Origin of the sequence: Streptomyces sp. NPDC003456 (assembly GCF_042878735.1) — a bacterium.
Taxonomy (GTDB): domain Bacteria; phylum Actinomycetota; class Actinomycetes; order Streptomycetales; family Streptomycetaceae; genus Streptomyces.
On the sequence record NZ_JBIAOK010000006.1, the window covers coordinates 1 to 20537 of the forward strand.

17 protein-coding genes are annotated in these 20537 nt (G+C 73.5%); 6 read left to right on the forward strand and 11 right to left on the reverse strand.

Translation table 11 applies throughout. The features are described from left to right. Positions 1-467 precede the first annotated feature (467 nt). The gene (gene trpS, locus ACFYWG_RS24280) at positions 468-1502 is read left to right on the forward strand and encodes a tryptophan--tRNA ligase (RefSeq protein ID WP_389203547.1); all 1035 of its coding nucleotides are present in this window, start codon (positions 468-470) and stop codon (positions 1500-1502) included. Positions 1503-1548: 46 nt separating this feature from the next. On the opposite strand, the gene proC is transcribed toward trpS, so the two are convergent. The 5 genes from proC to ACFYWG_RS24305 form a co-directional block, all read right to left on the reverse strand. Next, positions 1549-2361: a pyrroline-5-carboxylate reductase gene (proC, locus tag ACFYWG_RS24285; RefSeq protein WP_383510191.1), complete on the reverse strand. Its 813-nt coding sequence runs from the start codon at positions 2359-2361 to the stop codon at positions 1549-1551. Between the two features lie 106 nt (positions 2362-2467). Next, the gene (locus ACFYWG_RS24290; RefSeq protein WP_376327952.1) at positions 2468-3271 is read right to left on the reverse strand and encodes an ABC transporter permease; all 804 of its coding nucleotides are present in this window, start codon (positions 3269-3271) and stop codon (positions 2468-2470) included. Continuing rightward, positions 3268-4107 (reverse strand): ABC transporter ATP-binding protein, encoded by an 840-nt coding sequence (locus ACFYWG_RS24295; protein ID WP_383510194.1) that lies wholly within the window; start codon positions 4105-4107, stop codon positions 3268-3270. Before ACFYWG_RS24295 ends, ACFYWG_RS24290 begins: the two co-directional genes overlap by 4 nt. Positions 4108-4479: 372 nt before the next feature. After that, positions 4480-4974 carry an EamA/RhaT family transporter gene (locus tag ACFYWG_RS24300; RefSeq protein WP_383510197.1) on the reverse strand — a complete coding sequence of 165 codons (495 nt, stop codon included), beginning with the start codon at positions 4972-4974 and terminating at the stop codon, positions 4480-4482. A gap of 249 nt (positions 4975-5223) precedes the next feature. Next, complete coding sequence (locus ACFYWG_RS24305) at positions 5224-5565, reverse strand: SH3 domain-containing protein (protein ID WP_376327956.1); 342 nt, start codon at positions 5563-5565, stop codon at positions 5224-5226. 181 nt (positions 5566-5746) lie between these two features. Here ACFYWG_RS24305 and ACFYWG_RS24310 point away from each other — a divergent pair, with 181 nt between their 5' ends. Beyond that, entirely contained in the window at positions 5747-7858 is a 2112-nt protein-coding gene (locus tag ACFYWG_RS24310; RefSeq protein ID WP_383510200.1) for a PQQ-binding-like beta-propeller repeat protein, read from the forward strand. A gap of 61 nt (positions 7859-7919) precedes the next feature. Here the strand turns inward: ACFYWG_RS24310 and ilvD are convergent, their stop codons facing one another. The 4 genes from ilvD to ACFYWG_RS24330 all read right to left on the reverse strand — a co-directional run bounded on the left by ilvD (position 7920) and on the right by ACFYWG_RS24330 (position 12415). After that, on the reverse strand, positions 7920-9773 hold the full coding sequence (gene ilvD, locus ACFYWG_RS24315) for a dihydroxy-acid dehydratase (RefSeq protein ID WP_376327961.1): 1854 nt from the start codon (positions 9771-9773) through the stop codon (positions 7920-7922). A 138-nt stretch (positions 9774-9911) separates the two neighbouring features. Next, entirely contained in the window at positions 9912-10544 is a 633-nt protein-coding gene (locus tag ACFYWG_RS24320) for a TetR family transcriptional regulator (protein WP_383510203.1), read from the reverse strand. Further along, the gene (locus tag ACFYWG_RS24325; RefSeq protein ID WP_376327964.1) at positions 10541-11365 is read right to left on the reverse strand and encodes a sugar phosphate isomerase/epimerase family protein; all 825 of its coding nucleotides are present in this window, start codon (positions 11363-11365) and stop codon (positions 10541-10543) included. The genes ACFYWG_RS24320 and ACFYWG_RS24325 overlap by 4 nt, the downstream gene beginning before the upstream one ends. A gap of 117 nt (positions 11366-11482) precedes the next feature. Further along, positions 11483-12415 carry a Ppx/GppA family phosphatase gene (locus tag ACFYWG_RS24330; protein WP_383510207.1) on the reverse strand — a complete coding sequence of 311 codons (933 nt, stop codon included), beginning with the start codon at positions 12413-12415 and terminating at the stop codon, positions 11483-11485. Between the two features lie 71 nt (positions 12416-12486). On the opposite strand from ACFYWG_RS24330, the gene ACFYWG_RS24335 reads away from it, so the two are divergent. Beyond that, positions 12487-13314, forward strand: a complete 828-nt coding sequence (locus ACFYWG_RS24335) for a hypothetical protein (RefSeq protein WP_383510210.1) — start codon at positions 12487-12489, stop codon at positions 13312-13314. Positions 13315-13325: 11 nt separating this feature from the next. Here the strand turns inward: ACFYWG_RS24335 and ACFYWG_RS24340 are convergent, their stop codons facing one another. Continuing rightward, a complete protein-coding gene (locus tag ACFYWG_RS24340) occupies positions 13326-15050 on the reverse strand; it encodes a hypothetical protein (protein WP_389203553.1) in 1725 nt (574 codons plus the stop codon). 196 nt (positions 15051-15246) lie between these two features. Between ACFYWG_RS24340 and radA the strand changes: the two genes are divergently transcribed. Together radA and disA are read left to right on the forward strand one after the other, a co-directional pair. Then, positions 15247-16656: a DNA repair protein RadA gene (gene radA, locus ACFYWG_RS24345; protein WP_376327970.1), complete on the forward strand. Its 1410-nt coding sequence runs from the start codon at positions 15247-15249 to the stop codon at positions 16654-16656. An 81-nt stretch (positions 16657-16737) separates the two neighbouring features. Continuing rightward, on the forward strand, positions 16738-17862 hold the full coding sequence (gene disA, locus ACFYWG_RS24350) for a DNA integrity scanning diadenylate cyclase DisA (RefSeq protein WP_333937246.1): 1125 nt from the start codon (positions 16738-16740) through the stop codon (positions 17860-17862). A gap of 218 nt (positions 17863-18080) precedes the next feature. Here the strand turns inward: disA and ACFYWG_RS24355 are convergent, their stop codons facing one another. After that, the gene (locus ACFYWG_RS24355; protein ID WP_389203556.1) at positions 18081-18929 is read right to left on the reverse strand and encodes a hypothetical protein; all 849 of its coding nucleotides are present in this window, start codon (positions 18927-18929) and stop codon (positions 18081-18083) included. A 571-nt stretch (positions 18930-19500) separates the two neighbouring features. On the opposite strand from ACFYWG_RS24355, the gene ACFYWG_RS24360 reads away from it, so the two are divergent. Then, on the forward strand, positions 19501-20442 hold the full coding sequence (locus tag ACFYWG_RS24360; RefSeq protein WP_376327973.1) for an A/G-specific adenine glycosylase: 942 nt from the start codon (positions 19501-19503) through the stop codon (positions 20440-20442). Positions 20443-20537: the final 95 nt, after the last annotated feature.

Below are 20537 nucleotides of genomic sequence, written 5' to 3' on the forward strand. Positions count from 1 at the left end.
TTGTCCTCACGGCTGTTGGGCCGTTCCGACGAGTGAGACTTTAGCGGATTCCCCGGCTCCCGACCTAATCGGGGGCCGCGTCCTTTCGAACGTGGATTCCTCATTTCCGCGAATACGCGCACCAATGCATCGAGGACAGAGTTCTGCCCGTCGAGTAGAGGTGGGTACGTGCGGAGTGGCTGCCCGGGGACCGACCGGAGTCGGCTCTCACGTCGGGCAACTCGGAGAACACTACGGAGCGGGGCAGGGCGTGTCAAGTGCCGGGTGGGCGGCACCGCAGAGGCGTACTGTGGGGTGCATGACCACGCGTACGTGTCACCAGTCCTGGTGGGCCGCCTGACGGCGGCCGCGCTCACGTACGCACTCGACGGCCGCCGCTTCGGCGGCCGTTTCTGTTTCTCCCTCCGGTACCGACGGAGGGGCGGCCGGGCCGGGGCGGTGGTCCCGGACCGGAAGGTGGAACAGAGATGACGCGGGTCTTCAGCGGGGTCAAGCCGACGGGGCATCTGACGCTGGGGAACTACCTGGGAGCGTTGCGGCGGTGGGCCGCGGTCGACCAGCACGAGGCGGACGCCCTCTTCTGTGTCGTCGATCTGCACGCCCTGACCGTGGACCACGATCCGGCGCGGGTGCGCCGGCTCAGCCGGCAGGCCGCGAGTCTGCTGCTGGCGGCCGGGCTCGACCCCGAGTTGTGCACGGTGTTCGTGCAGAGCCACGTGGACGAGCACGCGCGGCTGTCGTACGTGCTGGAGTGCGTGGCCACCGACGGTGAGATGCGGCGGATGATCCAGTACAAGGAGAAGGCCGCGCGGGAGCAGCGGCGGGGCGGGAGCGTGCGGCTGTCGCTGCTGACCTATCCGGTACTGATGGCGGCGGACATCCTGGCGTACGGGGCCGCTGAGGTGCCGGTCGGGGACGATCAGCGCCAGCACGTGGAGCTGGCCCGGGATCTGGCGGTGCGGTTCAACCAGCGGTACGGGCACACGTTCGCCGTACCGCGGGCCACGCGGCCCCAGGTGGCGGCGCGGGTGATGAACCTGCAGGACCCGACGTCCAAGATGGGCAAGAGCGACGACGTCGGGCCGGGGATCGTCTATCTGCTGGACGAGCCGGACGTGGTGCGCAAGAAGGTCATGCGGGCCGTCACCGACAGCGGTCGGGAGGTCGTGTACGACCGGGAGGCCCGGCCGGGGCTCGCGAATCTGCTGGAGATCCTCGCCGCCTGCACGGACGGGGACCCCGAGAGCCTCGCCGGGGCGTACGCGTCCTACGGGGATCTGAAGAGGGACACCGCCGAGGCCGTGGTGGAGGTGCTGCGGCCCGTGCAGGAGAGGCACAAGGAGCTGTGTGCCGATCCCGGCGAGGTGGAGGCGGTGCTGCGGGCCGGTGCCGAGCGGGCCCGGGCGATGGCGCGGCCGACGGTGGACGCCGCGTACCGCGCGATCGGGCTGCTGGAGCCGCTGGCCGAGACGGTCGGCGCGGGCACCGGAGGCACCGTGTGACGTGAGGGTGCGGTGGGGGCGGTGCGCGGCCGCCCCCTCTCGGTCGTCAGCTGCTGTTGCCCGAGGCCAGGGCGCGGCTGCGGTCGCGGGCGGCTTCCAGGGCGGCGATGAGGGCGGCCCGCACGCCGTGGTTCTCGAGTTCGCGGATGGCGTTGATCGTCGTGCCGGCGGGGGACGTCACGTTCTCGCGGAGCTTGACCGGGTGCTCGCCGCTGTCGCGGAGCATCGTCGCGGCGCCGATGGCGGACTGGACGATGAGGTCGTGCGCCTTGTCGCGGGGCAGGCCGAGCAGGATGCCGGCGTCGGTCATGGCTTCGACCAGGTAGAAGAAGTACGCCGGGCCGGAGCCGGAGAGGGCGGTACAGGCGTCCTGCTGGGACTCGGGGACGCGCAGCGTCTTGCCGACGGCGCCGAAGAGCTCCTCGGTGTGGGTGAGGTGCTCGGCGGTGGCGTGGGTGCCGGCGGAGATGACGGACATCGCCTCGTCGACGAGGGCCGGGGTGTTCGTCATGACGCGGACCACGGGGGTGCCGGGGGCGAGGCGCTCTTCGAAGTAGGCCGTGGGGATGCCGGCGGCACCGCTGATGACCAGGCGGTCGGCGGGGACGTGCGGGGCCAGCTCGTCGAGGAGGGTGCCCATGTCCTGCGGCTTGACCGTGAGGATCAGGGTGTCGGCGGTCTTGGCGGCTTCGGCGTTGGTCACCGGGGTGACGCCGTAGCGGGTGCGGAGTTCCTCCGCCCGTTCCTGGCGGCGGGCGGTGACCAGGAGGTCGGCCGGGGTCCAGCCGGCGCGGATCATCCCGCTGAGCAGGGCTTCGCCGATCTTGCCGGTGCCGAGGACTGCGACTTTCTGGGTCATGGCTTTCGGTGCCCTCCGGGGGTTGCGCGTCGTCCTGCTTCATCCTCGCACCCGGGGTGGCGGGGCGGTGGGCGTGTCCGGTGGGCGGGACGCGCGCCCGGGCCGGTCACATGGTGCGGCGGCGGAGGGTGGCCGCTCCCAGGGTGAGGACCAGCAGGGCGCATCCGGCGACGATCGACACGTCCCGGACGAACGTGGCCGTCATGTCGGTGTGGTGCAGGACCTCGTTCATGCCGTCCACCGCGTACGACATGGGCAGCACGTCGGAGACGGTCTCGAGGACGGGGTGCATCTGGTCGCGCGGGGTGAACAGGCCGCACAGCAGGAGCTGGGGGAAGATCACCGCCGGCATGAACTGGACCGCCTGGAACTCCGAGGCCGCGAAGGCGGAGACGAACAGGCCGAGGGCCGTGCCGAGCAGGGCGTCGAGGAGCGCCACGAGGAGCAGGAGCCAGGGGCTGCCGGTGACGTCCAGGCCGAGCAGCCAGAGGGCGAGGCCGGTGGCGAGAGCGGACTGGATGATCGCGAGGGTGCCGAAGGCGAGGGCGTAGCCGGCGATGAGGTCGCCCTTGCCGAGGGGCATGGCGAGGAGGCGTTCGAGGGTGCCGGAGGTGCGTTCGCGCAGGGTGGCGATGGACGTCACCAGGAACATCGTGATCAGCGGGAAGATGCCGAGGAGGGACGCGCCGATGTTGTCGAAGGTGCGGGGGCTGCCGTCGAAGACGTAGCGCAGCAGGAACAGCATCACGCAGGGGATGAGGATCAGCAGCGCGATGGTGCGCGGGTCGTGGGTGAGCTGGCGCAGGACCCGGGTCGCGGTGGCGGTGGTGCGGGAGGCGCTGAGGGCGCGTGGGGGCGCGGTGGGCTCGGCGGGGGCGGGGGCGGCCGGGGGTGTGGTCGCGGTGGTCATCGGGTCGTCTCCTTGGTGCGGGCTGCGGCCCTGGCCTCGTCGACCAGGTGCAGGAAGGCCTCTTCGACGGTGTCGGAGCCGGTGCGGGCGCGGAGGGCGTCGGGGTTCTCGTCGGCGAGGAGGCGGCCCTCGCGCATGAGCAGCAGGCGGTGGCAGCGCTCCGCCTCGTCCATGACGTGGGAGGAGACCAGGAGGGTGGCGCCGCGGCCGGCCGCGATGTCGTGGAAGAGGGTCCACAGGTCCCGGCGCAGGACCGGGTCGAGGCCGACGGTCGGTTCGTCGAGGACCAGGATCTCGGGGGTGCCGAGGAGGGCCACGGCGAGGGAGACGCGGTTGCGCTGGCCGCCGGAGAGGTTGCCGGCCAGGGCGTCGGCGTGGGTGGTGAGGTCGACGTCGGCGATGGCGCGGGTGACGTGCTCGTGGCGGCGGTCGGCGTGGGCGCGGCCCGGGTCGAGGATCGCCGCGAAGTAGTCGAGGTTCTGGCGGACCGTCAGGTCGTCGTAGACGGACGGGGCCTGGGTGACGTAGCCGATGCGGGTGCGCAGGGCGGGGTGGCCGGCGGGGCGGCCGAGGACGTCGAGGGTGCCGGTGACCTTGGCCTGGGTGCCGACGATCGCGCGCATGAGGGTGGACTTGCCGCAGCCGGAGGGGCCGAGGAGGCCGGTGATCTGGCCGCGCGGGACGGTGAAGGAGAGGTCGCGCAGGACCGTGCGGGTGCCCCGGACGACGGTGAGGTGCTCGGCGCGGACGGCCGGGGCGGTTGCCGGGGCGGCCGGGGCGGGTCGGCCCTGGGGGTCGGGGTCCGGGCGCGGGGACGCGGGAGCATTATTCATCATGTGATGAATAATGCTCCTGAGGGTGAGGGGCGTCAAGCGTCTGGAACGTGAGGGGCGGGGCGGCCGATCGCGGTGAAGGTGCCGGGCACCGGTCGGGTGGTGAGGCCTCGGTGCGAGGTACCGGGCGGGGGCCGTGAGAACGCGGTGACCGTGCCCGGGCTCGCCGGAGCGGTGGGATTGCGGTGGGGACGTCCGGGGCCGGGCGGGCGGCGCTGAGACTCGGTGGGCGGTGTCCGGCGGTCGGGACGGGGAGCGCTCGGACTTCTGTCCGAAGCGGCCGGGAGGACCGGGCCCGGAACCTCGGGACGCCGGTCGGAGCCGCTGAGGGTCGGGGCCCGAGAGTCCGGGGTGCCGGTGGAGGGGGCGGGAACGTCAGGCGCGGCGGCGCTTCTTCGACGGGTTGCCTGTGCGGCGGGTGGCGCGCTTCTCGTGCCGGCGGCGGGCTTCCTCGTACTCGGCGCGGTACAGCTTCTCGCCGGGGGCCTCGGTGAGGGAGCGGAAGAAGTAGGCGAGGAGGGAGCCGACGAAGCCGATGGTGAGGAGGCCGCGCAGGGACGCCTGGCGGTCGGGGTCCTGGCGCCGGGTGAAGCCCTCCCAGGTGTGGCGGAAGGCCATCGCACTGCAGATCGCGAACATCGCGGTCGTCAGGAGCGTGACGAAGCTGCCGATCGCGGCGATCTGGAGGCCCTGGTAGGCGAGGCGGAGGACGAGGCAGGAAGCGGCGGCGGCGACGAGGGAGCCGGCGGCCACGGCGACGCGGCGGGCGGTGTAGCCGTCGTCGTGGTTCACCCAGCTGGTGCCGAAGAACCGGAGGGGCTCCGGGTGCGGGGCCGGGCCGGGGGCCGGGGTGCCTGTCTCTGCGCTCACCCGTCGATTATGGCTCGCAGGGGGGCGGCGGTGGTGCCCGGCGACCGGGGGTGCCGGCGGTATCGGCGGCGGGCCGGCGGTACCGGCAGTCTCAGCGGTGCCGGCTGTCTCAGCAGTATCGGCGGCCGACTGTGGATTCGCGGTACCCGCGGTCGACCGGGCCGGCGTAGAGGGACCTGCGGGGTGCCTGGGGTGTCCGGTGCGGTGTGGCCCGCAGTGGGGGTGGGCCACACCGGTCCGGGCGGGTGGTCAGGAGCAGCGGGGGCGGATGTAGCCGTCGCTGCCCGTCTGGACGAAGGCGTCGGAGATGTACTGACCGCTCGCGATGTTGTCCCAGATGTTGGTGGTGCCGTAGGGGCCCGTGACCCACGTGCCCGGCGACTGGCAGTTGATGGAGACCCTGGATCCGGCGGGCAGGACCTTGACGACCGGGTAACCGGTGCCGGGGCCGCTGCGGACGTTGACGCTCGTGCCCGGTGCGATCGGGTAGGTCGTGGCCGCCGCGGCCAGGGTGGTGACGACCGGCCCGGCGGCGCCGGCGGCGTCCTCCGGCTGCTCGGTGCGCTCGATCTCGGCAGGCTCGACTGACATGTGTTCCTCCCCCGTTGAGCCCCACGTCTGCCGTGGGGTCCCGTTGATTCCCTGGAATCACGCTCTCAAACACATGTGCGCGACTCGCCGCTGGAGGCTGGCAAGCCGCCTCTGTCCCGTACGAGTCATCGACTAGGCTCCGTGCGTCGCGCGCGCGGACGAACAGCACGGGGGTGGTCCCATGGCGCCACAGCGGAACGCCGGAGCGGGCCCGGAAGCGGAACTTCCCGAATACGCCGGGCACTACCGCCTGGAGTCCTGCCTGGGTTCCGGCGGGATGGGGGTCGTGCATCTGGCGCGCAGCACCTCCGGGATGAAGCTCGCCGTGAAGGTCGTGCACGCGGAGTTCGCCAAGGACCCGGAGTTCAGGGGGCGTTTCCGGCAGGAGGTGGGAGCTGCCCGGCGGGTCAGCGGGGCGTTCACCGCGCCGGTCGTGGACGCCGACCCCGAGGCCGGGCGGCCCTGGATGGCCACCTTGTACATCCCGGGCCCGACGCTCGCCCAAGAGGTGAAGCGGAACGGGCCGTTGCCTCCGGCCCGGTTGCGGCGGCTGATGGCCGGACTCGCCGAGGCGCTGCGGGACATCCACCGGGTCGGGGTCGTGCACCGGGATCTGAAGCCGAGCAACGTGCTGCTCGCCGAGGACGGGCCGAAGGTCATCGACTTCGGCATCTCCCGGCCGAAGGACAGCGAGTTGCGCACCGAGACCGGGAAGCTCATCGGGACACCGCCGTTCATGGCGCCCGAGCAGTTCCGGCGGCCGAGGGAGGTCGGGCCCGCGGCCGACGTGTTCGCCCTCGGGTCGGTGATGGTCCACGCGGCGACCGGGCGGGGCCCGTTCGACTCGGACAGTCCGTACGTGGTCGCCTACCAGGTCGTGCACGACGAGCCGGAACTGACGGGCGTGCCGGAGGAGTTGGCTCCCCTCGTGCAGCGGTGCCTGGCCAAGGAGCCCGAGGACCGGCCCTCGCCGGACGAGTTGATGCGGGAGCTGCGGTCGGTGGCGGCCTCGTACGACACGCAGGCCTTCATACCCGCGCAGCGCACCGAGGAGGAGCCGGCGGAGCCCGCGCCCGAGGCGCCGGCCGGTGAGGTGCCCGCGCCTGCGAGGTCCGGCCGGCTGGTGAAGCGGGGGGCCGTGGCGGCCGGGGCGCTGGCCCTGGCCGCCGCCGGGGTGCTGGCGCTGGTGGGCCTGCCGGAGGGTGGTGAGCCGGCGGGCGGGGCCGCCTCGCCGCGGGCCACGGCAGCCGCGTTCTCCGGGTGGGAGGCGGAGCCGCTCGACGGCCGGAGCACGCCGCAGTGCTCGTACGCGACGGGCGCCGTGGTGTGCGCGCAGGACGGGCTGGTGTTCGCGCGGGACGCCGTGGACGGGCGGCTGCTGTGGCGGCGGGCGCTGAAGGGTGCCGCCGCGAGCGGGCCGCCGGCCGGGGCGCCGGTCGTGGCGGACGGCAGGGTGCTGGGCGGTCTCGGTCAGGGCCGGGAGCTGACGGCCGTGGAGCTGGCGTCGGGCGAGGTGTCCCGGCAGGAGCTGCCGGCGTACGGCGGGCTGCGGGCCGTGGGGGGCATGGTGCTGCTCACCGCCTCCGACGGGACGGTCAGCGGGGTGGAGGCCGCCTCGGGCCGGGTGCGGTGGAGCCACCGGGTGCCCGGGCAGGACGTGCCGTACTTCGTGTCGTTCCCCGGTGACCGGCTGGCGTACGCGCTGGGCGTGTCCGCCGACGGGAGCCGCACGCGGGTCACCGCCGTGGAGCCGCGGACCGGTGCGGTGCGGTGGCAGGCGGGGCTGGAGGGGAACCTGGAGGCCGTCGGCACGGCGGACGGGGCGCTCGTGGCGGTGGCCGTGGACACCGCGAGCGGTCAGGCGCGGGCCGTGGTGCGCCACGACCCCCGCAGCCGCCGGACCGAAAAGGTCCCGTTGCGGGTCCCGCTGGCTCAGGTCCAGGGCGCCGTGCGCGGGGACGTCGTCCATCTCATGGCGGCCGGCGGGGCGTTGACGGCCGTGGACCTCGCCGCGCGCCGGCAGCTGTGGACCCTGGAGACGGGGGTCGTGCGGGCGTCCAGGCCGGCATCCGACGGCCGGCATGTGTACGTGAGCGCGCCCGACGGGCGGCTGCTCGCCGTCGACGCCCGGCGGGGCAGGCTCGTCGGGCAGACGCCGGTCCGGCTGGGTGAGCGGTCCGACCGGGTGCCGGCCTCCCTCCCCGAGCCGCTGGTGGTGGGCGACCGGGTCTACGGCAGCGCCCCCGACGGCGCGGTGTTCGCCGTCAACGGGCTTGATCCGGCGGCCTGGTGAGCGTGCACGGCGAGGGCCGCCCCCCGGTCGCGGGAGGCGGCCCTCGGTGGATGACGCGGGGTCAGCCCAGCTTCGACACGTCCCGCACGGCGCCCTTGTCGGCGCTGGTCGCCATGGCCGCGTAGGCGCGCAGGGCCGCGGAGACCTTGCGGTCGCGGTTCTTCGGGGCGTACCGGCCGGCCAGGGCCTGCTCGCGGCGGGCCAGTTCGGCGTCGTCGACCAGCAGGTCGATCGAGCGGCCCGGGATGTCGATGCGGATGCGGTCGCCGTCCTCGACCAGGGCGATGGTGCCGCCCGCGGCCGCCTCGGGCGAGGCGTGGCCGATGGACAGGCCGGAGGTGCCGCCGGAGAAGCGGCCGTCCGTGACCAGCGCGCAGGACTTCCCGAGGCCGCGGCCCTTCAGGTACGAGGTCGGGTAGAGCATCTCCTGCATGCCGGGGCCGCCCTTGGGGCCCTCGTAGCGGATGACGACGACGTCGCCGTCCTTGACCTGCTGGGTGAGGATCTTCTGGACGGCCTCCTCCTGCGACTCGCAGACGACCGCCGGGCCCTCGAAGGTCCAGATGGACTCGTCGACGCCGGCCGTCTTCACGACGCAGCCGTCCACGGCGAGGTTTCCCTTGAGGACCGCCAGGCCGCCGTCCTTGGAGTAGGCGTGCTCGGCGGAGCGGATGCACCCGCCCTCGGCGTCCTCGTCCAGGGCCTCCCAGCGCTCGGACTGGGAGAAGGCCTCGGCGGAGCGGACGCAGCCGGGGGCCGCGTGCCACAGCTCGACGGCCTCGGCGGACGGGGAGCCGCCGCGCACGTCCCAGGTCTTCAGCCAGTCGCCCAGGGAGGGGCTGTGCACCGAGTGCACGTCCTCGTTGAGCAGGCCGGCGCGGTGCAGTTCGCCCAGCAGGGCGGGGATGCCGCCGGCGCGGTGCACGTCCTCCATGTAGTACGTGCGGTCCTTGGCCACGTTCGGGGCGACCTTGGCCAGGCACGGCACGCGGCGGGAGACCTCGTCGATCTCCTCGAGGCCGAAGGGGACGCCCGCCTCCTGGGCGGCGGCCAGCAGGTGCAGGATCGTGTTGGTGGAGCCGCCCATGGCGATGTCGAGGGCCATGGCGTTCTGGAAGGCCGCGAAGGACGCCACGCTGCGGGGCAGGACCGTCTCGTCGTCCTGCTCGTAGTAGCGGCGGGTGATGTCCATGACCGTCCTGGCCGCGTTCACGTACAGCTGCTTGCGGGCGGTGTGCGTGGCGAGGACCGAGCCGTTGCCCGGCAGGGACAGGCCGATGGCCTCGGTCAGGCAGTTCATCGAGTTGGCGGTGAACATGCCGGAACAGGAGCCGCAGGTCGGGCAGGCGTTCTCCTCGATGCGGAGGATGTCCTCGTCCGAGATCTTGTCGTTCACGGCGTCGGAGATCGCGTCGACCAGGTCGAGCGTGCGGACCGTGCCGTCGACCAGGGTGGCGCGGCCGGACTCCATGGGCCCGCCGGAGACGAACACCGTGGGGATGTTGAGCCGCAGGGCGGCGTTGAGCATGCCCGGGGTGATCTTGTCGCAGTTGGAGATGCAGATCAGGGCGTCGGCGCAGTGGGCCTCGACCATGTACTCCACGCTGTCCGCGATCAGGTCGCGCGAGGGCAGGGAGTAGAGCATGCCGCCGTGGCCCATGGCGATGCCGTCGTCCACGGCGATGGTGTTGAACTCGCGCGGGATGCCGCCGGCCTCCCTGACGGCCTCGCTGACGATCCGGCCGACCGGCGCCAGGTGCGTGTGCCCGGGGACGAACTCGGTGAAGCTGTTGGCGACCGCGATGATCGGCTTGCGGCCGATGTCCGCACCCGGTACACCGGAGGCGCGCATCAGGGCGCGGGCGCCCGCCATGTTGCGGCCGTGGGTGACTGTGCGGGACCTCAGCTCGGGCATCGTCGCTCGCTCCTTCAGAGACTGCGTCAGAGGATTCGGAGATTTCTGACTGCTGTCGAGCGTACGCCGGTCATCCAGAGGGCGGGACGCGGTGTCCGGAATGCGGGACGGTCGTCTCGTATGCGCCGTCCGGAAGGGTCAGGGATCGGTCAGGTGTCCCTGGACCACGGGGGCCAGCCGCTCGATGATCTGCTCCGGGTCCGCCGAGGCCAGCGGCTCGACCTTGATCACGTAGCGCAGGATCGCCGTGCCCACGAGCTGGGCGGCGGCGAGCTCGGCGCGCAGCTCGGCGTCCGGCAGCTCCAGCCGCACGGCGATGCGGCGCAGCACCTGGGTGGCGACGATCCGGCGGAAGACGGCGGCCGCGGTGTCGTTGGTGAGGGCGGAGCGGACGATCGCGAGCAGGGGCGCCCGGGTCGCCTGGTTCTCCCACACGCCGAAGAAGAAGCGGGCCAGCCGCTCGCCCACGCCGTCGAGCGGTCCCTCCTCGATGGCCTTCGGCGCTTGCAGGGCCGGGCCGAAGGACTGGGTGATCGCCGCCTCGAAGACCTGCTCCTTGGTGCCGAAGTAGTGGTGGACCAGGGCCGAGTCGACGCCGGCGGACTTGGCGATGCCGCGCACGGAGGTCTTCTCGTAGCCGCGCTCGGAGAACTCGTCGCGGGCGGCGGTGAGGATGCGTTCGCGGGTGCCGGCCGACTCGGTGCGCGGCGGGCGGCCGCGGCGGCGCGCGGTGGCGCCCTCACCGCCGCCGGGCGCGGGCCGGTCGGTCATGGGCGCGGGACCTTCGCCGCCGCGGCCAGGTGCAGGCGGGTGAAGGCCAGGGCCTCGGCGAGGTCGGCCTCGCGCTCCGCGCTCGACATGGCGCGGCGGGTGTTGACCTCGATGACGACGTGGCCGTCGAAGCCGGTCAGGGCCAGCCGCTCCAGCACCTCGGCGCAGGGCTGAGTGCCGCGGCCGGGCACGAGGTGCTCGTCCTTGGCGGAGCCGCGGCCGTCGGCGAGGTGGACGTGGCCGAGGCGGTCGCCCATGCGGTCGACCATGGCCAGCGCGTCGGAGCGGGCCGTCGCCGTGTGGCTGAGGTCGATCGTGAAGTGCCGGTAGTCGTCGTTGGTGACGTCCCAGTCGGGGGCGTAGGCGAGCATCTCGCGGTCGCGGTAGCGCCAGGGGTACATGTTCTCGACGGCGAACCGTACGTCCGTCTCGTTCGCCATGCGCCAGATGCCCGTGACGAAGTCGCGCGCGTACTGGCGCTGCCAGCGGAACGGGGGGTGGACGACGACCGTGCTCGCGCCGAGCTTCTCGGCCGCCGCGCGGGCCCGCTGGAGCTTGGTCCAGGGGTCGGTGGACCAGACGCGCTGCGTGATGAGCAGGCAGGGGGCGTGCACGGCGAGGATCGGGATGCGGTGGTAGTCGCTGAGTCTGCGCAGGGCCTCGATGTCCTGGCTGACCGGGTCGGTCCAGACCATGACCTCGACTCCGTCGTAGCCGAGGCGCGCGGCGATCTCGAAGGCCGTGGCCGTCGACTCCGGGTAGACCGAGGCCGTCGAGAGGGCGACCTTCGCGTCCGGGATCTTTACGGCTGGCTCTGCCATGCAGCACAGATTACGGGGTGGGGTGGGCGGGAAGTGGGGGGTCTCCTGGCCGTTGTGGTGATTGCCACGTGAAGCCGCGGCCGGTTCCTCCCGCTCGCTCCGGTCCCCGCGGGGCCGCTACGCGGTCTCCATGTGGTCCAGCTTGCGCAGGATCACGCCTTCCCTGAGGGCCCAGGGGCAGATCTCCACGCGCTCCACGCCGAACAGGTCGAGTGCGGCCTCGGCGACCAGGGCGCCCGCCAGCAGCTGGCCGGCCCGGCCCTCGGACACCCCGGGCAGCTCGGCGCGCTCGCGCTCGGTCATCCCGGCCAGCCTCGGCACCCAGCCCTCCAGGGACTCGCGCTTCAGCTCGCGCTGCACGTACAGGCCCTCGGCGGAGCGGGCGGCGCCGGCGATGCGGGCCAGCTGCTTGAACGTCTTGGAGGTGGCGACCACATGGTCCGGGGGGCCGAGCCGGCTGAACTCGCCGACCGTGCGGGCGATCTCGGTGCGCACGTGGCGGCGCAGGGCCCGCACGTCGTCGGGGGCGGGCGGGTCGCCGGGCAGCCAGCCGGCGGTGAGGCGCCCGGCGCCCAGGGGCAGGGAGGCGGCCGTGTGGGGCTCCTCGTCCATGCCGTAGGCGATCTCCAGGGAGCCGCCGCCGATGTCCAGGACGAGCAGCTTCCCGGCCGACCAGCCGAACCAGCGGCGGGCGGCGAGGAAGGTGAGCCGCGCCTCCTCCTCGCCGGTGAGGACCTGCAGCTCGACGCCGGTCTCGCTGCGCACGCGCGCGAGGACGTCGTCGGCGTTGCGGGCCTCGCGCACGGCGGAGGTGGCGAACGGGAGCATCTCCTCGACGCCCTTGTCCTCGGCGGCCTGCAGTGCCCCGTGGACGACCGAGATCAGCCGGTCGACGCCGTGGGGGCCGATGGCGCCGTCCTCATCGAGGAGCTGGGCCAGGCGCAGCTCCGCCTTGTGCGAGTGCGCGGGCAGGGGGCACGCGCCGGGGTGCGCGTCCACCACCAGCAGATGCACCGTGTTCGAACCCACGTCGAGGACACCGAGTCTCATGTAGGGCACGCTACTGCCCGCCCGGTCCTCCGCGGTCCTCGGTGCGGGCACCCGGCCCGTACCCTGGAGGCGTGCCAAAGACGAAAAAGGCCAAGCGCGACAAATCACCTGGCGTCGCGATTCCCGACGAGCAGGGCCTCGACTTCGCCCGGGCGTGGGTGGAGTTTCCCGATCCGGCGGACGACGAGCAGGTGTTCCGCTGCGATCTGACATGGCTGACCTCTCGCTGGAACTGCATCTTCGGCAGCGGCTGCCAGGGCATCCAGGCGGGCCGCGCGGACGACGGGTGCTGCACGTTGGGTGCCCACTTCTCGGACGAGGACGACGAGAAGCGCGTCGCCGAGCATGTGGCCAGGCTCACCCCGGACATCTGGCAGCACCACGCCGAGGGCACGCGGAACGGCTGGGTCTCCGAGGACGAGGACGGCGACCGGCAGACCCGGCCCTTCCAGGGCTCGTGCATCTTCCAGAACCGGCCGGGCTTCCCCGGCGGCATGGGCTGCTCGCTGCACATCCTCGCCCTCAAGGAGGGCCGCGAGCCTCTGGAGACCAAGCCGGACGTGTGCTGGCAGCTGCCGGTGCGCCGGACCTACGAGTGGATCGACCGGCCCGACGACACGCGCGTGCTGCAGGTGTCGATCGGTGAGTACGACCGCCGCGGCTGGGGCCCGGGCGGGCACGACCTGCACTGGTGGTGCACCTCGGCGACCTCGGCGCACGGCGCGGGCGAGCCGGTCTACGTCTCCTACCGGCCCGAGCTGATCGAGCTGATGGGCAAGGCCGGTTACGACCGGCTGGTCGAGCTGTGCGAGCAGCGGCTGGCCTCGCAGCTGCCGATGGTGGCGCCGCACCCGGCGGATCCGGCCCCGCCCGTGCCCCCGGCCGGTCCGGCGGCCTGACGGGTCGCCCCTTACGACGTGGCCGGGCTCGGGTCATCGCTGCCGGACGGCGGGGGCGTCGAGCCCGCCGGCTCGGTGGGTGTGGGGTCCGTCGGAGTCGGGGTGGGGTCCGGGTCGGGGGACGGCGGCGGGGTCGTGGGCGTGGGGTCCGGGTCCGGTGCGGAGGTCGTCGGGGTCGGGTCGGGCCGGGTCGAGGGCTGACCGCTCGGCTTGCCGGGGTGGGTGCCGGGGCCGGCGGGGCTGGGCGCGGTGCCGTAGCCCCCGATGTGCACGACCGCGCCGGCCGGTGCGATCGCCACCCGTGCCTGCCAGGCGCCGGCGGGCTCGCGCAGATGGTCGACGTACACCTGGATCGTCACCGACTGCCCCGGTCGGAGCGTGCCCGAGGAGCGGCTGAGGTAGAGCCAGCCGGCTCCGGTGGAGGCGGACCAGCTCACCGTGGCCGGGCCGGTGGCGGTCAGGGTGATCAGGGTGGTGTCGCCGCTGTTGTCGGCCGTCACGTCCAGGGCGCTTGCGCGGCCCGCGCCGGCGACGCCGACGACCTCGACGGAGACGTCGGCCTTGCCGTCCTCGCCGAAGCGGGGACCGGGGCGGGTGCTCGCGTTGCCGGCGTTCTCGTAGCCGCCGCCCGCGATCTCGCCGTCCATGCCGTACGGGTCGTCGGCCTCGCTGGCGGAGGCGGAGCGGCCGTCCTCTCCCTCCCCGACCGGGGTGCCGCGGTAGGCGGCCCACAGGGCGAGGACCGGGGCGGCCACGACGGTGGCGACGACGGTCGTGGTGACGGCACGCGCGCGCAGGCGGTCCCGCCGGGCGGCGTGGTCCTTGGGGTCCATCGGGAAGCCGCGCCGGTCGAAGCGCGGTGCGTCGCCCCGCGCGCGCGAGTGGTGGGCCATGGCGACGTGCAGGGCCGCGCGGGGCGCCGCGAGGACGGGCAGTTCGGCGGGGGTGACGCTGGTGCCGGGCCAGCGGCCGGGGATGGCGCGCTCGGCGGTGCGGCGGCAGCGCGGGCAGTCGTCGACGTGCCGGACCAGTTCGCGGCGCAGGGTCGTGCCGAGGACGAGCCGGTCGTCGCCGACGAGGTGGGCGACGCTGGGGCAGGTGCCGGTCTCGACGACGGCGAGGGCCGCACGCGTGCGTTCCACCTCGCAGGCCGCGGAGGCGAGCAGATCGCGGGTGGCGGCCACGTCCCGGCCGAGGACGGCGGCGACCTCGTGCGCGGAGAGGTGGTGGCGCACGGCCAGTTCGAGCGCCTCGCGCTGCTCGGGGGTGGTGCCGGCGGCCTCCGGCCAGGCCAGCTGGGCCAGTTCGCGGCGGCGGTGCTCCTGCACCTCCTCCGAGGGGGCGGGCTCGGCCGGGCGCTCGGCGTGCTGCCGGCCGGAACGGCCCGCCGCGTGGCTGCTCTGACGTTTCTGCTTGGCCTCGGCCAGCTTGCGCAGGCACGCCCAGCGGGCCAGCGCGTACAGCCAGGCCCGGCGTTCGGCGGGGGCCTGGGGCACGTGCCGGCCGCGGCGTTCGGCGAGGGCGAGGACGTCGCCCAGGGCGCCGGTCGCGGCGTCGTGGTCGCACAGCACGGACAGGCAGTAGGTGAACAGGCCGTCCAGGTAGGGCTCGTAGCGCGCGGGCGGCCGCTGCGCCAGCGTGCGCGCCGCCCCGCGGTCACGCGCTTCCCGGTGCGCCCGGTGTGCGCCGGTGCTGCGGGCCGAGCGGGTCGGGATCTCCGGAGTACTGCTCATCATTCGGCGACCGTAGGGGGCCGGGAGTGGCACCTTCCGGCGGCTTGAGCACATTTAATCCGTACGGGTGAAACGATCCCTCAATAGGGGACAGGAACGGTTCGTTCCGCCGTCGGCGGGGGTGGCGGGGGCCCTGGCGCGCAGGTCGCGGGGACCGGCCGGTGCCGCGATGTCAGTGGCGGCGGCTACGGTTCGGTCCATGGCTGCCCGTACGAAATCCACCAAGGACCGCCCGTCCTACCGCTGCACCGAATGCGGCTGGCAGACGGCGAAGTGGCTCGGCCGCTGCCCCGAGTGCCAGGCCTGGGGGACGGTCGAGGAGTACGGCACGCCCGCGGTCCGTACGACGACGCCCGGGCGGGTCACCACCTCCGCCCTGCCCATCGGCCAGGTCGACGGCCGCCGGGCCACCGCCCGCACGACCGGCGTGCCCGAGCTGGACCGCGTGCTCGGCGGCGGGCTGGTGCCGGGCGCCGTGGTGCTGGTGGCGGGCGAGCCGGGCGTGGGCAAGTCGACGCTGCTGCTGGACGTGGCGGCCAAGTCGGCGAGCGACGAGCACCGCACGCTGTACGTCACGGGCGAGGAGTCGGCCAGCCAGGTGCGGCTGCGCGCCGACCGCATCGGCGCGATCGACGACCACCTGTACCTGGCGGCCGAGACGGATCTCGCGGCCGTGCTGGGCCACTTGGACGCGGTCAAGCCCTCGCTGCTGATCCTGGACTCGGTGCAGACGGTCGCCTCCCCGGAGATCGACGGCGCCCCCGGCGGCATGGCCCAGGTGCGCGAGGTCGCCGGCGCCCTGATCCGCGCCTCCAAGGAACGCGGCATGTCCACGCTGCTGGTGGGCCACGTCACGAAGGACGGCGCGATCGCCGGCCCCCGCCTGCTGGAGCACCTGGTGGACGTCGTCCTGCACTTCGAGGGCGACCGGCACGCGCGCCTGCGGCTCGTGCGCGGCGTCAAGAACCGCTACGGCACCACCGACGAGGTGGGCTGCTTCGAACTGCACGACGAGGGCATCACGGGCCTCGCCGACCCGAGCGGACTTTTCCTGACACGTCGGGCCGAACCCGTCCCCGGCACCTGCCTGACCGTCACCCTGGAGGGCCGCCGCCCCCTGGTCGCCGAAGTCCAGGCGCTCACGGTCGACTCGCAGATCCCCTCCCCGCGCCGCACCACCTCCGGCCTGGAGACCTCCCGCGTCTCGATGATGCTCGCCGTGCTGGAACAGCGCGGACGGATCAGCGCTTTGGGCAAAAGGGACATCTACTCCGCGACGGTCGGCGGGGTGAAGCTCTCGGAGCCCGCCGCGGACCTGGCCGTGGCGCTCGCGCTGGCGAGTGCGGCAAGTGACACACCTCTCCCCAAGAACCTGGTGGCGATCGGCGAGGTGGGCCTGGCCGGAGAGGTGCGGAGAGTCACAGGAGTGCAGCGCAGACTGGCAGAAGCCCACCGTCTGGGCTTCACGCACGCCCTGGTCCCGGCCGATCCGGGCAAGGTCCCGTCGGGCATGAAGGTTCTGGAAGTCGCGGACATAGGGGACGCCCTGCGGGTCCTTCCCCGGTCCCGTCGCCGAGAGGCCCCACGGGACGAGGAGGGTCGCCGGTAGACTTTGCCCTGGTCTCGCCCGTCCGTGCGAACCAAGCGTGCGACACGGGGGCGCCCCAGAACCTGCGACCGGAGGAGTGCAGTGGCAGCCAACGACCGGGCAGCAGCTCCCGGAAAGTCCGGTGGGAGTGCCGGTACCGATGGCCTCATGCGCGCCTCTCTGAGCGCCGTGGCACCGGGTACCGCCCTGCGTGACGGCCTGGAGCGGGTGCTCCGGGGCAACACCGGCGGGCTCATCGTGCTGGGCTCCGACAAGACCGTCGAGGCGCTGTGCTCCGGCGGCTTCGTGCTGGACGTCGAGTTCACCGCGACCCGCCTGCGCGAGCTGTGCAAGCTCGACGGCGGCATCGTGCTGTCCTCGGACCTGTCGAAGATCCTGCGCGCGGGCGTGCAGCTGGTCCCCGACCCGACCATCCCCACCGAGGAGACCGGCACCCGGCACCGCACCGCGGACCGCGTCAGCAAGCAGGTGGGCTTCCCCGTCGTCTCGGTCTCCCAGTCGATGCGGCTGATCGCCCTGTACGTCGACGGGCAGCGCCGCGTCCTGGAGGACTCGGCGGCGATCCTGTCGCGCGCCAACCAGGCCCTGGCCACCCTGGAGCGCTACAAGCTCCGCCTCGACGAGGTCGCGGGCACGCTGTCCGCCCTGGAGATCGAGGACCTGGTCACGGTCCGGGACGTCTCGGCGGTGGCGCAGCGCCTGGAGATGGTGCGCCGCATCGCCACGGAGATCGCCGAGTACGTGGTGGAGCTGGGCACCGACGGCCGGCTGCTGGCGCTCCAGCTGGACGAGCTGATCGCCGGTGTGGAGCCCGAGCGCGAACTGGTCGTGCGCGACTACGTCCCCGAGCCGACGGCCAAGCGGTCCCGCACGGTCGACGAGGCGCTGTCCGAGCTGGACGCGCTGACCCATGCCGAGCTGCTCGAACTTCCCACGGTGGCCCGGGCGCTGGGCTACACGGGCTCGCCCGAGACGCTGGACTCGGCGGTGTCCCCGCGCGGCTTCCGCCTGCTGGCCAAGGTGCCGCGGCTGCCCGGCGCGATCATCGACCGCCTGGTGGAACACTTCGGCGGGCTGCAGAAGCTGCTCGCGGCGAGCGTCGACGACCTGCAGACGGTCGACGGCGTGGGCGAGGCCCGGGCCCGCAGCGTCCGCGAGGGCCTGTCCCGGCTGGCGGAGTCGTCGATCCTGGAGCGGTACGTCTAGAACGCGGAGCGCCACGCACCGAGGGCGGTACCCCTGGCCGGGGTACCGCCCTCGGTGCGTGGGGTGCCTGGCCCCCGCGGGCCTGGCCGGGGTAGCGGCCTCAGTGCGTCGAGTACCGGGGGTCCGGCGGCCCTGGCCGGGCTGGCGGTCTCAGGGCGTCGCGTGCCGGGTCCGGCGGGTGTCGGCGTCCGCCGGTCGCGTGCGACCGAAGCGCCGCTCTAGTCGGCCGAGAGGACGAAAGAGGTCTGCACCTTCGCGAAGCCCGGTGCCTTCGCCTCGACGAGGTACGTGCCCGGCTTGGCGGAGCCGGCCGGCGGCGTGGCGCACTCGGCGGCGCTCGGCTTGCGGTCCCACTTCACGGTGTAGGTGATGCCGTCGTCCGAGGGCACCCGGAACACCTGGCGCGCGGCGGACTTGGGGCAGTCCTTCGAGGACCAGTAGTCGTCGTCGCTGTCGGCCTGGGAGATCGTGAACACCGCGCTCTTCGGCCCGAGATCGATCTTGCAGTCGTCGTCCGAGACGTTCCGCGCGGTGAGCAGGAAGGTGGGCGTCTGCTCGGGGTCGTAGGTGTTGTGGCGGCTGCGCAAGCTCAACTTGACCGCGCCGGGCGTGCAGTTGGGCAGGGCGGACCCGGCCGGCAGGGTGTCGCCCGCGCCGACGCCCGTCGCGGTGCCGCCTCCGGAACCTCCCGTGCCGCCGGCGCCCTCGGACCCACCGGAGCCCGCACCGGCACCGCCGCCCGAGCCTTCACCGGAACCGTCACCCGACCCGTCGCCCGAGCCACCGGTGGCACCGGCGGACGAACCGCCCGAGCCCGCGCCTCCCGACTCGTCGCGACCACCGGGTGCTTGGCTGATCGCCGGGCCGGAACCGGACGGGCCGGGCGTGATGGAGGGCGCGGGATTCTTGCCGTCGGCGCCGTCGCCGCCGTCGCCGCCCCCACCGCCCATGGACACGATCCAGGTGACCAGGAGCGCCAACAGGGCGACCACGGACACGAGTACGACCCTCCGACGCCAGTAGATGGAGGAGGGAAGCGGCCCGACCGGATTGCGCAGAGATCCCACGGCGCAAACCTTACGAGAGTTCGGCGTGTTCACCCGTCACACCCGCCGTTCGGACCGCAACTTTTCCGGATCATCATTCCGGAACTCCCGTCGCCACCCCCGTCTTTAAGGGGGTGCGGGGTGCGGTGATCGCTGAGTGTGACGAAATCGGCGCGTCGCCTACGCTGCGTGATCACGGACTGCGAAGGCGCCCTCTTCGCAATCGCGTTCCTTGCACCTCTGGCCATGGCAAGAGCGTCTGTGGTGTGGGGATGCGCAAGTCCCGCTGCTGGGCGAGGTGTTCATGGCCTCGGCCTTCAAATGGTCCCGACTCTGCTGTGTGGACGGCGAGTTGCTCTCCGGTACCGGCAGGGCGAACGGCGCGGCGAACGGCGACGCCCCCTTCCGGGCGCTGGACGCGCCGAGCGGGACACCCCCGGGCCGGGCGGAGCCGGACCGGCGGCGATCACCGGCCGGTGCCGATGACCGGACCGGTGACGATCACCGGCCGGTGGCGATCACCGGCCCGCCGTCGCCCACCGGGTGGCGGTGTGCCCGGATCGGCGGCCCCGCGTGGCACCATCGGAAGGCCATGACTGCTCCCACGAAGCCCTCGCACCCCGTCCCCTCCCCCTCCGGCCCGGTCCCCGGACCGCCGGCCGGCGCGGACCTGCACTCCCCCGTCATCGACTGGTTCGACGAGAACGCCCGCGACCTGCCGTGGCGGCGCCCCGAGGCCGGGGCGTGGGGCGTGATGGTCAGCGAGTTCATGCTCCAGCAGACGCCGGTGAGCCGCGTGCTCCCCGTCTACGAGCAGTGGCTGGCCCGCTGGCCGCGCCCCGCCGACCTGGCCAAGGAGGCGCCCGGCGAGGCCGTGCGCGCCTGGGGCCGGCTCGGCTACCCGCGCCGCGCGCTGCGGCTGCACGGCGCCGCGGTCGCCATAACGGAACGGCACGGCGGGGACGTGCCGGCCGACCACGCCCAGCTGCTGGCCCTGCCCGGCATCGGCGAGTACACGGCCGCCGCCGTCGCCTCCTTCGCCTACGGGCAGCGCCACCCGGTGCTGGACACCAACGTGCGCCGGGTCTTCGCCCGCGCGGTCACCGGGACGCAGTACCCGCCGAACGCCACCACCGCCGCCGAGCGGAAGCTGGCCCGCGCGCTGCTGCCCGAGGACGAGCCGACCGCCGCGCGCTGGGCCGCCGCCTCGATGGAGCTGGGCGCGCTGGTGTGCACGGCGAAGAACGAGTCCTGCCACCGCTGCCCGATCGCCGCGAGCTGTGCGTGGCGGCTGGCGGGCAAGCCGGCGCACGACGGTCCGCCGCGCCGGGGCCAGACGTACGCGGGAACCGACCGGCAGGTGCGCGGGCGGCTGCTCGCCGTGCTGCGCGAGGCGCACGGCCCCGTTCCGCAGGCGGCCCTGGACCGCGTGTGGCAGGAGCCGGTGCAGCGGGCCCGCGCCCTGGACGGTCTCGTCGCCGACGGTCTGGTGGAGCCGATGCCGGGCGGGCTGTACCGGCTGCCGCTGACCTGACCCCGCGGACGGACGCGGGGGCGGCTCGCCGTCACTGCGGACGTCACAGCGTTCAGGGTGGACAAATCACCCCATACACCTCCCAACTCCCCCGC